The 14,053-nt window shown below is 58.1% G+C and carries 15 protein-coding genes and 1 pseudogene; 5 read left to right on the plus strand and 11 right to left on the minus strand.

Annotated elements, in window-relative coordinates; genetic code table 11:
• Positions 1-29: 29 nt before the first annotated feature.
• The gene (locus AC1RKH_RS21625) at positions 30-563 is read right to left on the minus strand and encodes a gluconokinase (RefSeq protein WP_493063125.1); all 534 of its coding nucleotides are present in this window, start codon (positions 561-563) and stop codon (positions 30-32) included.
• Positions 564-778: 215 nt separating this feature from the next.
• On the opposite strand from AC1RKH_RS21625, the gene gntR reads away from it, so the two are divergent.
• Together gntR and AC1RKH_RS21635 are read left to right on the plus strand one after the other, a co-directional pair.
• Positions 779-1,810 (plus strand): HTH-type transcriptional regulator GntR, encoded by a 1,032-nt coding sequence (gene gntR, locus AC1RKH_RS21630; protein ID WP_123426730.1) that lies wholly within the window; start codon positions 779-781, stop codon positions 1,808-1,810.
• A 182-nt stretch (positions 1,811-1,992) separates the two neighbouring features.
• Positions 1,993-3,903: an IucA/IucC family protein gene (locus tag AC1RKH_RS21635; protein ID WP_493063126.1), complete on the plus strand. Its 1,911-nt coding sequence runs from the start codon at positions 1,993-1,995 to the stop codon at positions 3,901-3,903.
• A gap of 80 nt (positions 3,904-3,983) precedes the next feature.
• Here AC1RKH_RS21635 and AC1RKH_RS21640 read toward each other — a convergent pair whose 3' ends face one another.
• The 3 genes and pseudogenes from AC1RKH_RS21640 to AC1RKH_RS21650 form a co-directional block, all read right to left on the minus strand.
• Positions 3,984-4,523, minus strand: a complete 540-nt coding sequence (locus AC1RKH_RS21640) for a methyl-accepting chemotaxis protein (protein WP_493063180.1) — start codon at positions 4,521-4,523, stop codon at positions 3,984-3,986.
• Positions 4,524-4,529: 6 nt separating this feature from the next.
• Positions 4,530-5,303 (minus strand): annotated as a pseudogene (locus tag AC1RKH_RS21645) (PAS domain-containing protein); the annotation flags it as partial.
• A gap of 329 nt (positions 5,304-5,632) precedes the next feature.
• Entirely contained in the window at positions 5,633-6,511 is an 879-nt protein-coding gene (locus tag AC1RKH_RS21650; RefSeq protein ID WP_493063127.1) for a LysR family transcriptional regulator, read from the minus strand.
• 99 nt (positions 6,512-6,610) lie between these two features.
• Here AC1RKH_RS21650 and gstA point away from each other — a divergent pair, with 99 nt between their 5' ends.
• Positions 6,611-7,219, plus strand: a complete 609-nt coding sequence (gene gstA / locus AC1RKH_RS21655; RefSeq protein WP_493063128.1) for a glutathione transferase GstA — start codon at positions 6,611-6,613, stop codon at positions 7,217-7,219.
• A 26-nt stretch (positions 7,220-7,245) separates the two neighbouring features.
• On the opposite strand, the gene AC1RKH_RS21660 is transcribed toward gstA, so the two are convergent.
• The 4 genes from AC1RKH_RS21660 to AC1RKH_RS21675 all read right to left on the minus strand — a co-directional run bounded on the left by AC1RKH_RS21660 (position 7,246) and on the right by AC1RKH_RS21675 (position 10,697).
• Positions 7,246-8,259, minus strand: a complete 1,014-nt coding sequence (locus AC1RKH_RS21660) for an ABC transporter substrate-binding protein (protein WP_493063129.1) — start codon at positions 8,257-8,259, stop codon at positions 7,246-7,248.
• Positions 8,256-8,801: a sigma-70 family RNA polymerase sigma factor gene (locus AC1RKH_RS21665; protein ID WP_493063130.1), complete on the minus strand. Its 546-nt coding sequence runs from the start codon at positions 8,799-8,801 to the stop codon at positions 8,256-8,258. The genes AC1RKH_RS21660 and AC1RKH_RS21665 overlap by 4 nt, the downstream gene beginning before the upstream one ends.
• Before the next feature lie 153 nt (positions 8,802-8,954).
• On the minus strand, positions 8,955-9,746 hold the full coding sequence (locus AC1RKH_RS21670; RefSeq protein ID WP_493063131.1) for a phosphate/phosphite/phosphonate ABC transporter substrate-binding protein: 792 nt from the start codon (positions 9,744-9,746) through the stop codon (positions 8,955-8,957).
• 9 nt (positions 9,747-9,755) lie between these two features.
• A complete protein-coding gene (locus AC1RKH_RS21675) occupies positions 9,756-10,697 on the minus strand; it encodes a fatty acid desaturase (RefSeq protein ID WP_493063132.1) in 942 nt (313 codons plus the stop codon).
• Positions 10,698-11,057: 360 nt separating this feature from the next.
• Here AC1RKH_RS21675 and AC1RKH_RS21680 point away from each other — a divergent pair, with 360 nt between their 5' ends.
• The gene (locus AC1RKH_RS21680; RefSeq protein WP_493063133.1) at positions 11,058-11,474 is read left to right on the plus strand and encodes a GNAT family N-acetyltransferase; all 417 of its coding nucleotides are present in this window, start codon (positions 11,058-11,060) and stop codon (positions 11,472-11,474) included.
• A gap of 19 nt (positions 11,475-11,493) precedes the next feature.
• Here AC1RKH_RS21680 and def read toward each other — a convergent pair whose 3' ends face one another.
• From def to AC1RKH_RS21695, 3 genes are all read right to left on the minus strand, one after another.
• Entirely contained in the window at positions 11,494-12,033 is a 540-nt protein-coding gene (gene def / locus AC1RKH_RS21685; RefSeq protein WP_493063134.1) for a peptide deformylase, read from the minus strand.
• A 2-nt stretch (positions 12,034-12,035) separates the two neighbouring features.
• On the minus strand, positions 12,036-12,980 hold the full coding sequence (locus AC1RKH_RS21690) for a YihY/virulence factor BrkB family protein (RefSeq protein ID WP_123426721.1): 945 nt from the start codon (positions 12,978-12,980) through the stop codon (positions 12,036-12,038).
• 182 nt (positions 12,981-13,162) lie between these two features.
• Positions 13,163-13,354: a CsbD family protein gene (locus AC1RKH_RS21695; protein WP_123426720.1), complete on the minus strand. Its 192-nt coding sequence runs from the start codon at positions 13,352-13,354 to the stop codon at positions 13,163-13,165.
• Positions 13,355-13,551: 197 nt separating this feature from the next.
• On the opposite strand from AC1RKH_RS21695, the gene AC1RKH_RS21700 reads away from it, so the two are divergent.
• Positions 13,552-13,929, plus strand: coding sequence for a hypothetical protein (locus AC1RKH_RS21700; RefSeq protein ID WP_071553721.1), 378 nt, complete (start codon positions 13,552-13,554; stop codon positions 13,927-13,929).
• Positions 13,930-14,053: the final 124 nt, after the last annotated feature.

Genomic DNA, 14,053 nt, shown 5'->3' on the forward strand with positions numbered 1-14,053 from the left:
TAGGACAGCGCTATCTCTTGGAACAAAACTCAAACCGGGCGTTTCAACCCGTGTTCGATCCACCAGCCATTGGCCTGTTCGGCCAGCTGTTCGACAGTCTGCGTGGAAGCGTCGAGCGCCAGGGTCAGTGGCTCGCCCACCGGTGATTCAAGGGTGGCGAACTGGCTGGCGATCAAGGTCGAAGGCATGAAATGACCCGGACGATGGGCCACACGATCGGCGGCGACTTCAGGGGTCAATTCAAGAAACACGAAACCCAGGCCCGGCAAAGCGCTGCGCAAGCGTTCGCGGTAACTGTGCTTGAGCGCCGAGCAGGTCAGCACCGGGCGCTGGCCCGTGGCATCGACGCGACGCAACTCATCGCACAGGCTGTCGAGCCAGCCGGCACGGTCGTCGTCGTTCAGCGGAATGCCCGCGCTCATCTTTTCGATATTGGCGGCAGGGTGAAAGGTATCGCCTTCAATGCCGGTCGCGCCGCTGAGCAGGCACAAGGCCTCGCTGACGCTGGACTTGCCGCAGCCGGCCACGCCCATGATGACCAGGGCGGTGATTGGTTGACTCATGTAACACCTCAGCGCGCAGACAGCGCTACCTTTGCCAGGTAAAACTCTAGTGCAAAAGCAGGCATTGCCGACGCCTTCTTGTCATTTTTATGGGTTGCAGCACGTTCTTTCCCAACGCCAAAAAGCAGGGATCAGGCAAACCCTGCTCAAGCATTTGCAGCCGCATCGAGACAGCGCTACCTTAGTGCCTTGAATTTTGTTTGGCAAGCTGCCCGATGACCTCGACTAAAAACGATAAAAATACTCGCACCACTGGCCGCCCTACCCTCAACGAAGTCGCCCGTCTGGCGGGCGTCAGTCCGATCACCGCGTCCAGAGCCTTGCGCGGTATCAGCACGGTTGCCACCGAACTGGTGGAAAAGGTCCAGCAGGCCGCGCTCGAACTGAACTACGTGGTCAACCCGGCCGCCCGCGCCCTGGCCTCGGCCCAGAGCCATTCGGTGGTGGTATTGGTGCCATCGCTGTCGAACCTGCTGTTTATCGAAACCCTCGAAGCCATCCATCAGGTGCTGCGCCCCAAAGGCTTCGAAGTGCTGATCGGCAACTATCACTATTCCCGCGATGAAGAAGAAAACCTGCTGCGCAACTACATGGCCTATCAGCCTCGCGGCCTGCTGCTGACCGGTTTTGATCGCACCGAAAGTGCCCGCCGGATGATCGAAGCCAGCAACATCCCCTGCGTCTACATGATGGACCTGGACCCGGGCGCCGGCCTGAACTGCGTCGGTTTCTCGCAATTGAGCGCTGGCGAAACCGCCGCACAACACTTGATCTCTCGCGGCCGTCGGCACCTGGCCTACATCGGCGCACAACTCGACCAACGCACGTTATTGCGTGGTGAAGGCTTCCGGCGTGCCTTGCAGCAAGCGGGTCTGTACGACCCGGACCTTGAATTGCTGACACCGCGACCTTCATCGGTGGGCCTTGGCGGCGAACTGTTCCTGCAGATGATGACGAGCCACCCGCAGGTCGACGCGATCTTCTTCGGCAACGACGACCTGGCCCAGGGCGCCCTGCTCGAAGCCCTGCGCCACGGGATCAAGATCCCCGAGCAAGTGGCCATCCTCGGCTTCAACGACCTGCCAGCCTCGGCGCACATGGTGCCGCGCCTGAGCAGCATCAGCACCCCGCGTGAAGCCATTGGCCGCCGCGCTGCCGAGCACATGCTGACCTTGATGGCCGGCAACTCGATCGCCAAACCGGTGGTCGACATGGGTTTTGAGTTGAAGGTGCGCGAAAGTACGTAGGTGTCGGGATAAAGATCGCAGCCTGCGGCAGTTCCTACGCCCTGGAATCCTGCTCTCGGACCTTCCCGCCATCACCATAGGATGCGTCTTACACACTTGACGGAAATGCTTGCCATCATTTTTTTTGCGCCTGCCGTAGGCTTTTTGGAGCTGCTTTTAATCGCCCCAAGGAGTCGTATGTCATGCACACGGACCCGCAAAAACAGCAATGGTTACTCTCACGCTGGAGCGAAGCCCTGGCGACCGAGGCGTTCAAGTCTCGCCGGATAAACCTCGGCCATCTGGCCGATACGCTCGAACTCAGCGCCCGCACAAGCTTTCAGCGCTTGTTGCAGGCGCTGCTACGCGAAGGCCTGCTGAATCCAAAAAACCTGCACGCCGAAGGTTCGGTGTATTGGCTTACGCTGCTCGATGGTGCCCGACTGTGTTTCGAAGGGCTCATCCCGGCGCGGATGAACAGCTGGGACATACAGGGCGACATCACGTTGCATCGCTCTGAATGCCCAGCACAAAAACTGCTGTTTCCTTCGCAGTTGCTAAACCTGCTCTGCGCGCAACTTGAGCCTTTAGCATCGCCCGAAGTGCTCGATCGTCTGACTGAAGAGCTTGATGACAGCTTCTGCAACGCCACCTTGTGTCAGGCCTTTCACCACGGCTGGAGCCGGCAACTGCGTGAACAGTTCAAACTCGCCGATGACGATAATCTGCTGACCTGGCTCAAGGGCACACCCTCCCGGCAGAACCCGACATCGGTGCTTGAACAGTGGGGCACGCTGGGCCATCCCTGGCACCCGAACTACAAAACCAAGCTCGGCTTGAGCACTACTGAGGTCATTGCTTTATCACCGGAATTCGAAGCCTGCGTGCCAGTCGTCCTGTGCGCTTTGCATCGGCAATGGGCTCACGTTGAATCGTTGAACGAACCTGAGCATTACCGCAACTGGTGGCAAGGGCATTTCCCGCTCGCGGCCGAACAACTGATCCAGCACCTTCTGGCCAAAGGTCTGGACCCGGATGACTACCTGCCCATCCCCGTCCATCCGTGGCAAGCCGCTGAGGAACTACCGCGCTCGTTTGCTCGCGAGATTGCCGACCGCCTGCTGATAATGACCACCATCATTGCGTTCAACGGCCAGCCCACCATGTCGTTTCGCACCGTGGTGCCCGATGCGGACCGCTGTTCACCGATGGTCAAACTTCCGGTGGCGCTGCGACTGACCAGCGTGCAACGCACCCTTTCGCCACGCTCGGCGCGCATGGGGCCAAGGGTCAGCGGTTTATTGCTGCGAATGCTCAAGCAGGAGCCACAGATTCGTGCCGTGTTGAACATCGTGCCGGAACGTATCGGCGTGCATTTCGCGCCGCAACCGACGGATGACCAACGCTCCCGACACCTGGCGGTGCTTTACCGGGACAACCCGTCGAGCTTGTTGCAGCCGGGCGAAATGGCCGTTCCCGTTGGCAGCCTGTTCGCCCTCGATGAACACGGACAACCTTTGCTGCGCCAGTGGGTCAGGTTGGCCCAAGGGGACGACAGCAGACCGGACCTGCTGCGTTTTTTCCGTGACTATCTATCGATCGCCGTTCCCGGATTGCTCGGTCTTTACCTGCTCTACGGAGTAGCGTTCGAGGCGCATCAGCAGAACAGCTTCATGGTCATGAATGCCGAGGGACACTTGAGCCGACTGATGGTGCGTGACTTTGGCGACATTCGGATTCACCGCCAGACCTTGCACCGGCAAGGCCTCGACCTTCAATTGCATGACCCGCAGATGACGCTGTATGACGATGCGGACTTCGTGCGCGACAAACTCTTGCACACCACTTTCATGTGCCATCTTGGTGAACTGACTCTGCTCTGCGCCCGGCATTGGAAAATGCCAGAAAATGCGCTTTGGAATGAGTTGGCCATTCACGTCAGCGACTGCTTTGACAACCTGCGTGAACGGGTCGAACCACAGCGCTGGGCAATCGAGCGTTCGGCCTTGCTGGAACAGGACTGGCCAGCCAAATCCTTCATGCGGATGCGCTTGCTCGACAGCGCGCTCGATATCGTGGGTCGTCTGAGCAACCCGCTTCGCGTGCACTCGTAAACTACTCGCTAGAGCAGCCAAAAGGACTCTCGATCAAGTAATAGCACTTGATCGAAAACCCTTTTTAGTTGCATGACGTTTTAATTAAGTTGCAACGTCGAGTTGAACTGACTGATGGCGTCTACTACATGCCGTGAGCCCTGTTGAATTTCCAGGATCACCTCGCCTGCTTCATTGGCCAGTTCCACGCCAAGTCCAGTACGGCTCAAACTTGATTGCATGCTCGACACTGCACTCAAGGACAAGTCGTGGTTCTTGCGCACCACTTCGACAATTTCCACTGTTGCCTGGCTGGTACGTGCCGCCAGGCTGCGCACTTCGTCGGCAACGACCGCAAATCCTCGCCCATGCTCACCAGCCCGAGCGGCCTCGATAGCGGCGTTGAGTGCCAGCAGATTGGTCTGATCGGCGATGCCGCGAATGGTCTGAACAATGGTGCCGATGATGTCGGACTGTTTGCTCACCGCATCGATGCTGAGGGCCGCTTCGTTGAGATCCCTGGAGATCTCTTCGATGATCTGCACGGTCTGCTGCACCACCTGCGAACCTTTCTGGGCGCAAGCATCGTTTTGCACCGAGGTAGAATGAGCCGACTCGGCGGCGGTCTGCAACGTGGTCATTTGTTGGGTGATGTTGCTGGCGAACTTGACCACTTTATACAAACGGCCCTTGGCGTCGAAGATCGGGTTGTACGAAGCTTCGAGAAAGACCATACGACCGTGTTTGTCGACCCGTTCAAACCGACGCGAATGGAACTCGCCACGGTTGAGCGAAGCCCAGAACGCCTTGTAGGCCGCAGACTCGCTCTCCGCTCGGTGACAGAACAGGCTGTGATGCTGGCCCACTATTTCATTAAGCGAATAGTGCATGGTCTGCAAGAAGTTATCGTTGGCGGTAATCACCCTGCCGTCGGGGGAAAACTCGATCACCGCCATGGCGCGGCCCAGGGCATTCACCAGGCTCTGGCTTTCATGCTCCTGGTTGATCCGGGCCGTGATGTCCGCCGCCACCTTGATCACGCTTCGAACGTGCCGATCCGCTCCGATCACCGGCATGTAGCTGGCCTCAAGCCAGACTTCCTTGCCGGCCTTGTTCAAGCGCAAAAATGTTCCGCTGTCAGGTTCGCCACGACCCAGCTCGCGCCAGAACCGCTGGTAGTCTTCGCTGTTGGCGTAAGCCTCTTCACAAAAAATCCGGTGATGCTTGCCGCGAATCTCCTCGATGGAGTAGCCGACGGCTTTGCAGAAGTTCTCGTTGGCCTCGAGGATCACGCCAGTGGAATCAAACTCGATCATTGCCATTGAGCGGCCGATCGCCGCCAACTTGGCATTGGCTTCAGTCAACGCGCAGCTCAATCGTTCTATCTCAAGCACGTCAGATTTATGGTGTAGGTTAAACATGGTGGAATCACCTTCAGCGCTGTCTTTTGATTAACGGAAGTTCCTAGTCTTTCACTGGACTTACGACAACTTTCCACAGAACAGGCAAACGCATCCCCACACTAAGGATAAGAGTCAGGTGATCAATGATGTTCAATCGGAGTGTCCGTAACGCAACGCTCTTATCAAGCCATCCTTTTCTTGACGCCCCGCACGCGGGGCCAACCCAACAGCGTGAGACATTGACACTTTCACGCTTTATATTTTGAACGACATAAGTAGTCACGAGTGAGCATAGACAGCAACGCCACGGATGCAAGGCCATCAATAGGCCATCTTTTTACCGATGATCAGAGAGCAGCAGGATGGAGCATCGCCAGCAGCGCCTGCACCGCCACCGAGGGTTCCCTGAGCGGTGTGGCGACCAGCGCAAACTCTCGATGAACGGGCACCGCCAACGGCAGCACGCGCAACCCCTTGCGATGGGTCGGTAAGGTCATTTCCGGAACCAGCGTCACCCCGACGTTTTCCCGAACCAGTGTGAACGCACTGCCCCACTCTCGAACTTCAACCCGTACATCAAGCAGCGCAAGACCTGCATCCGCTGCCAGGCTGCGAGCATTGACGCTGCAACCGCCAGTGGCCAGCACGAACGGTTGCTCGACCAACTCCGCCAGCATCAACCCGTGCTCGTGGGGTCGGCGGGCCAATGGATGGGCAATCGGCAACACCGCAACCCAGGTATCGCGGCCCAACAATCCGCCATTGCGTTCAGGTGGCGGATTGAGCACCACGCCCAGATCAACCAGGCCAGCGCCGAGTAACGCTTCGACTTCGTTGTCGCTGACCTCCAGCGCTACCACCTGAATACCGGGATAAAGTTGTTTGAACTGACGCAACAGTGGCGGCAGAAACGTCGCGAGCACCATCGGGAAACTGGCCAGGCGGATCGTCCCACGCTGAATATCCCGAGCCACATCGGTGGTGGCCCGGATGGTCTCAAGGGCCAGGAGCATCACCCGCGCCTGTTCGATCACTTGCGCTCCAACGGCGGTCGGCAAGGTCTGACGGTTTTCCCGGACAAACAATTGAACGCCGAGCATGTCCTCAAGCAGTGCCAGCGCTTGACTGGCACCCGACTGAGTCATGCCGACATGCTCGGCAGCGCGAGTGATGTTGCCAGCATCGGCGATAGCCACCAGCATCCGCCAATGCATCAGGTTCATCATGGCAGTAGCTGTCCTTATGGCTGATGTCTGAAAGATTAATTTTACGAGGCGCACGGCAGACTATGACACTGATCAAAATCCTCACCTAGAGCCCTGATCATGAAGTTGTATTTTTCGCCTCAAGCCTGCTCCCTCGCACCGCACATTGTGCTGCGCGAACTGCAACTGGCATTCGAACTGGTTCGCGTCGACAACCGCACCAAGAAGACCCGCGACGGCGCCGACTTCCTTGCGATCAACCCGAAAGGTTACGTCGCGGCGCTGCAACTGGACAACGGCGATGTGCTGACTGAGGGACCGGCAATCCTGCAATACCTTGCCGATCTTCGTCCGCTTGCCGGCCTTGCACCCGCAAACGGATCCTGGGAAAGAGTACGTTTGCAGGAAGCACTGAACTTCATTTCGAGTGAGATTCACGGTGGTCTGGGACTGCTGTTCAACGCGCAGTTTCCTGATGAGGTGAAGGCGTTCCTCAAGGAAAAACTGTTCAAGCGGTTTGCCGTGCTGACCCGGACACTGGAACAACAGGACTATCTGCTCGGCGAGCGCTTCAGCATCGCTGATGCTTATCTGTTCACTGTGCTGCGCTGGACTTCCTTGTTCGATATCGACCTGAAGCAATGGCCGCCGCTGGAACGTTTTCAGTCGAAAATTGGCGCACGGCCGGCGGTGAGCGAGGCGCTGGCGGCGGAAGTGGCGCACGCTTGACGACCCAGCGCCTACTCACAACCGCGCTACAAACTGCTGCTGACTTTCGTTGCAACCTGCGCCGGCACCCAGCCCTGCCACACTTGCGGTTGCTCACGCAGGAAGGCTTGTGCGACTTCGCGCGGTTTTTGGCGTTTTTCGCTCATCTGGCCGAGGGTCTGGTTCAGCAAATCGATCGGTACATCAACCTTCTCGAAGAACGCAACCAGGTCCGGGTATTGGGCCTTGAACGGTGCCGAGACGCCGATGGCCAGGTTGGCCGGCATCGAGCGCGTCCCTTTCGGGTGCGGGTTGTTGACGTCGGCCAGGGTCTTCCAGGCTTCGGCGTCGAAGGCCGGTTCGTCGAGTTTTACCAGTTTGAAACGCCCCAACAACGGCGTTGGTGACCAGTAGTAGAAGAGCACCGGTTTGCCACGACGAATCGACGAACTGACCTCGGCATCCAGCGCCGCGCCCGAGCCGGTGCGGAAGTTGACGAAGCTATCAGTCAACGCGTAGGCCTTGAGTTTCTGGCTGTTGACGATCTCCGAGGTCCAGCCGGTGGGACTGTTGAGGAAACGACCGCGAGTCGGGTCTTCCGGATCACGGAACAGGTCCTTGTAGCGCGCCAGATCGGCCACCGATTTCAACTCCGGCGCCAGTGGTTTGATCCCGCGTTCGGGGTCACCCTTGATCACATATTCCGGCACCCACCACCCTTCGGTGGCGCCCTTGACCGTATCACCCAGGCCGAACACTTTGCCCTCGGCCTGAGCCTTGATCCAGGCCGGACTACGCCCCGCCCACTCCTCGCCGATGACCTGAATATCATCTTTGGCCAGGGCGGCTTCAAGGCTGACGGTGCTGCCCGGCAGCGTGTCGGTCGGGTAGCCGTAACCTTTCTCGACGATCAACCGCAGGATCTCGGTGATCAGGCTGCCGCTTTCCCAGGTGATGTCGCCAAAGTGAATGGGGGCGACTTTTTCCGTCGCGGGGGCCTGTGTCGCTATAAGGCTGAAGACCAGCAGCGAACTGCCGAGCCAGGTTTTGATTGATCTCATGCGGACCTCTGCAAGGTGGGGTGTGTGAGCAAGGGTTGATTGGCGCTGCGCTGGCAAAGCGCCTGGCAGCGGGTCATGTAGACACTGACCGAACGCTGGGAGATGCCCAGTTCGGCGGCAATTTGCGGGTAAGTCAGGCCTTCGAGCCGTGACAACAGGAACGTCGCCCGGACCTTGCCCGGCAAGCGCTCAAGCGCCTGATCGAGCACGCTCAAGGTCTGCCACTGCTGCGTCAGAACTTCCGGTGACGGCCCAAGGCCTGGCTGAATGTGCTGCAACTGATCGAGGTGTTCGCGCTCGCGGTCCCGCCGGTACCAGAGGCGATAAATCACCCGCTGAGCAAGGGTGGTCAGCAAGGCGCGGGGCTGTTGGATCGACGTCAGGCTCGGCGAGTCAAGGAGCTGCGCAAAGGCCTCGGCGGCGACATCTTCGGCGCTGATGCCAGCATCGAGGTAGCCGCGCAAGCGATTGCACAACCAAACATAATGACTGCGGAACAATCCACCCACGTATTCGCTGTGAGAAAAGTCGGTGCCGGACATGAAGGCTCCAGTTAATAGGGTTGCGCTGGATGTCCGGTGGTCCGGTGCAGCGATCCTAGCAAGGAGCCTTATTCTTTAATAATACTTAAAAACTATTTTTATATATTTTTTTGACATATAAACAATCACATTGCCCGGCAATCGTTTCAACCCTCAACGCAAGCGTCCAAACCCCAGTTCTTCGGCCTCCTGCTGGTAATCGAGGATGATTTGATAGTCGCTTTCAGTGGCCGGCAAAACCTCGTTTAGCCCCAAGGTCTCAGCCACCTCAGGCAGCTCACTCAATGCCTGATTCATCACCTCGCGAAGGTGCTCGACTTGAGCATTCGTCAGGCTGGCGACACCGATATACGGCAAGGTCGGGCTGAACGCACTGCGCGCTACCACTCGCAAACCTTCGACTTCCTGCGGCGCATGGCGCGCCAGATAGGCGAAGGTCACGCTGTCGATGGCCGCCAGATCCGCGTGCCCGTCACGCAGCCAGCGCAGGCTTTCACGGTGACTGCCGCTGACCTCGACGCTGGAGAAAAACTGACCGTTGCGTTGCAACGGGGCGATGCGCTGACGCAGCAGATTCATCCCGCTGTTGGAGTCCTCGCCATTGATCACCGCGCGACAACCCAGCAGCGCCGGCAAGGTACGACGCGGTTCATCGGCACGCGTCAGTAGCACGCTGCAATGGTTGCCGGCGCTACTGTCCGGCAGCTCATAGCGCGGTCGACCAATCACCCGCACCTGCCCGCGCAACGCCGTCATCAGTGGATAGCCGCAGGTCTGAGTGAGCAGCAATTGCGGGGCCAGCCAAAGCTCTCTCAACGACAGACCTTCAGCGCTTAAACGGGTGGCGCCGAGCCGCTCGACGATGCGTTCCAACCATCGCTCATTAGCCAGGCGTATGGGCTCGGGGGCGACGTACATCAACAACTCTGCATAGCCTGAAGTCATGCTCGGTTCTCAACTGAAGGGGTGCCGTGGACTGTCCACGGGCCTGAGCCCATGCTGACGCAACAGCTCACCATAGCCGCGTACCAGAAACCCGCCACTGCGTGCCTGCCATTGCTCGCGTCGCGCGCGATAAACCTGCGGCAAATAGAACCACGGCAAACCTGGCAGATCGTGATGCACCAGGTGCAGGTTCAGGTTGAGGAACAACCAGCGCCAAGGCCAGGCGGCCTCGTTGAGCACCGTGCGCTTTTCCGGGTCCGGGTGTGGGCGATGTTCATAGTAGGAACGGATCGTCCCTACCGACAACGCCGGCACGCTGATCAAGAACAGGTAATGCCAGACGGGAACAACACTGTAACGAGCGATGAAGGCCAGCATCAGCATGGTCAACGCCCCGTGGGTCAGCCACATCAACCAGGCCTGGCGATTGCCTTGGCGTAAACGCTGGAATTCTTCCCTGGCCAGCGCCAGCAAGGCCAACGGTGCACCGACGGCGAAGCGCCCCAGCACGGTTTTGTTCAGCCAGTGCAGGCTGCGCTCGAACACTGAACTGCCCTGCCACTGCTGTGCGCTCACATAGCGACTTTCCGGATCGCGGCCGGGTAACGTCAGGTCCTCGTCACGGTGATGCACAAGGTGGCTGTCACGGTACAGGGTGTAGGGATACCAGACGGCAAAAGGTGCGTAACCGAGGAGTTTGTTCAACGCGGTAAAGCGCGTCGGGTGTCCGTGCAACAGCTCATGCTGGACCGACATCCACAGCACCACGATCGGTATCAGCAGCAGCGTACTCAGCCACAGCCCCAGCCAGGCACTGGCCAGCAGCACGCCAAACCAGGCAGCGTAGACGCCAATCAACAGCAGCCAGGTCGGCCATTCGCTGCGACCGGCAAACGTTCGGCGCAGGGTTTCGATTTCTTCACGCAGGTTTTGATCAAGGTAATGGGGCATGGCTCGGCTCAGAACAGGACAAGCCAACAGACAAATGTCGGCCTTATCCCCTTCTGTGCAACGACGCAGGGAAATCTTGCAGATCGATGGGTTATTTACCTGGAAGTGAACGCGGAGCCCGATTGCCGGGCTCCGTCAAAGCGGGCTCAGTGCCCGAACACACCGACCTTTTTGGCCTTTTTGTCAGCGCGTTTTTCAACGGCGGTCTTGGTCGGTTTCTTTTTCGCCGCTTTCTTCGAATCCATGCCTTTGCTCATGATGCACGCTCCACCAACTGGGAATATGGGATCAGGTATACACCTATCTCGCAGCGTTGGTTCTTTTATAATAGGCCCATTTTGCGCAGCGACCCTCTTGCACATGCCCAGCACCCAGTACACCCAGCTTGCCGAGCCACTGTGGCCTTTGTTGAACAAGTTCTACCGCCGTCACCAGTCATCGATGAAAGCCGTTCGCGACGCTCAACTGTGGGTTGGCAAGCGTGACGAGATCATCGCCGGGCTCTGTTTGCGACCGATGGCGGAGGGGTTTTGGCTGACAGGGTTATTTGTCGACCCGGCCCTTCGGGGACAAGGTATTGCGGCGGCATTGATGGCCCAGGCGCTATTGCAGATCAAGGCGCCGGTGTGGCTGTTCTGCCACCCGGACTTGCGCGGTTTTTATGAGCGTAATGGCTTCACTGCCGGCCCGTTGCTGCCCTATGCACTGGCCGAGCGTCTGGCTCGCTACAACCGCAGCAAGCCGATGATTGCCATGGGCCTGGAGTCGGGCAAGTAAACAGCGATCTTTTAGCGCTTTAATCATCAGCCGCCGGATCAAGATCCGGGAACATCACCTCGGTAAACCCGAACTTGCGAAAGTCAGAGATCCGCGACGGGTACAACCGGCCGATCAGGTGATCGCATTCGTGTTGCACCACTCGAGCGTGGAAACCCGAGGCGATGCGCACAATCGGCTGGCCCTTGGGATCAAATCCCTCATAGCGAATGTGCTGATAGCGCTCCACCGCCCCCCGCAGTCCCGGCACCGACAGGCAACCTTCGAAGCCCTCTTCCAGCGTCGGATCAAGTGGCGTAATCAGCGGGTTGATCAGGATCGTCTGCGGTACGGCGTCAGCGTCCGGATAACGTTCGCTGTGTTCAAAGCCGAAGATCACCAGTTGCAGGTCGACACCGATCTGCGGAGCAGCCAGGCCAACGCCTCCGACGCTTTCCATGGTCTGGAACATGTCGTCGATCAACTGCCACAGCTCGGGGCTGTCGAACATTTCGGCTGGTACCGGCGGAGCGATACGCAGCAGGCGCTCATCGCCCATTTTGAGAATTTCACGGATCATCGTCAGGCTTCGTCAGTGGTCGGGTTGAGCGAGTGGTCCCGGCCCAGTCCCGAAACATGTTGTTTTTCGTCGTGTTCGCCGAAGCCCTTTTCGCCAGGATGCTTGCCTTCGGTCGACATGTGATCGATCACCGCATTCATCTCCGCACCGAGCAATAGCACCGCAGCGGAAATGTAGAAGTACAGCAACAGCACGATGATCGCGCCGATACTGCCATACATGGCATTGTAGTTGGCGAAGGTTTTGACGTAATAACCAAAGCCCAGCGAAGCGACGATCCACACCACCACCGCCAGCACCGAGCCTGGCGTGATGAAGCGAAACTTCTGCTTCACATCAGGCATCACGTAGTACATCAACGCGACCGCGACCATCAGCAAAATGACGATCACCGGCCAGCGCAGTATCGTCCAGAGGGTGACGATGAACTCTTCCATGCCGATCTGCGACGCAATCCATTCCATTACCTGCGGGCCGAGCACCATCAATGCCGCCGCGACCAGCAACATTCCGGCAACGCCAACGGTGTAGAAGATCGACAGTGGAAAGCGCTTCCAGATCGGCCGGCCTTCGACCACATCGTAGGCTGCGTTCATTGCGCTCATCATCAGCCGCACACCTGCCGAGGCGGTCCACAGGGCGATGACGATACCCACCGAGAGCAATCCACCCTTGGATTGCTGGAGCTGGTCGATGACCGGGTTCACTTGCTCCAGCGCTTGCGGCGGCAATACCAGCTCTGACTGAAGGCGCAGCCAGGAAAAGAAATCCGGCAGGTGCAGGAAACCGATCAGGGCTATCAGAAACAGAATGAAGGGAAACAGCGAGAACAGCATCTGATAGGCCAGCGCCGAGGCATACGTCGACATCTCGTCATTGATGAACTCGGTGACCGTGCGCATCATCACGCGGTGCAAGGGCAAGCCTTTCAACTCCGGGAAAATCATAGCGTCTCCTTTCGCCGCAAAAAAAAAGTTTGAAGTCGGGGGCGACTCAGGGGCCGTTTTCTACATCAAAGTAACCTACTTGGCGACTTTGAAACAATTTCGGGGGGGGTTAAATACAGTAACCGACATAAAAACGGCCATCCGAGGATGGCCGTCACACTGCGCTCACGCAGGTTATTGGGTCAGGCTTTATCGATGGTTTTCTTGATCGCGTCTTTAGCCTTGCCGAGCGCTTGCTGGGCTTCGCCTTTCTTTTCCTGAATCTTGCCTTCGGCTCGCAGCTTGGGATTATCGGTGGCTTTACCCACACCTTGCTTGACGTTGCCGACCGCTTCGTTGGCCAGGCCTTTAACTTTATCGCCAGTGCTGCTCATGGTATTTCTCCTGTGAACATTCAAAGGTCAGTGACTACGTAGAGGTTGACCGGTGGGCGTTGCACAGAGTTTCATTTATTTTCATCGGGTCATTTCATCTGCAAATGCAGGTTGGGCTTTATGTTTGCCAGCCAACCCCCGAGAATGCGCAACGTATTCAGGCCATGGCGCTGAAGATCCAATCCCGTAGGAACGTTATGAAACTCGATAAAAAGCAGGCCATTGCCCGCAGAAACCAGGAACTCGGCGGTGCAGTGCTTGGCGTCAACAATTGCCATTTCACCGAATTGAACCGCAACCGCAACATCTGGTGGTTTGATATCCCGGTTGCGCGTCTGGCCATTGGTCAGTACGAGTGGGTTCACCTGCTGATGCACACGCCAGCCACCGACGAACTGCTGCACCTGAAAGTGCCGACGGTGTTCCTGCGCGAGAAGCTCGAAGGCCTGGTGGTACGCAACGAAGGCAAGCGCAAGGCAGCCCTGAGCCTGGAACTGAGCGCCGACAAGGACTCATACCTTCAGGACATGCGCCCAGCCGGTACCAACGTCAATTTCGCGCAGTTCCGACTGTAACAGCAAAAGCTTCGCGAGCAAGCCCGCTCCCACCTTTGATCTTCAGCGAACACAGAATATGTGTACGAGCGGAATCCATTGTGGGAGCGGGCTTGCTCGCGAAGGCAGCCTGCCGGGCACCGAA

It is taken from the genome of Pseudomonas sp. GW822-FHT06B12 (genome assembly GCF_058799675.1).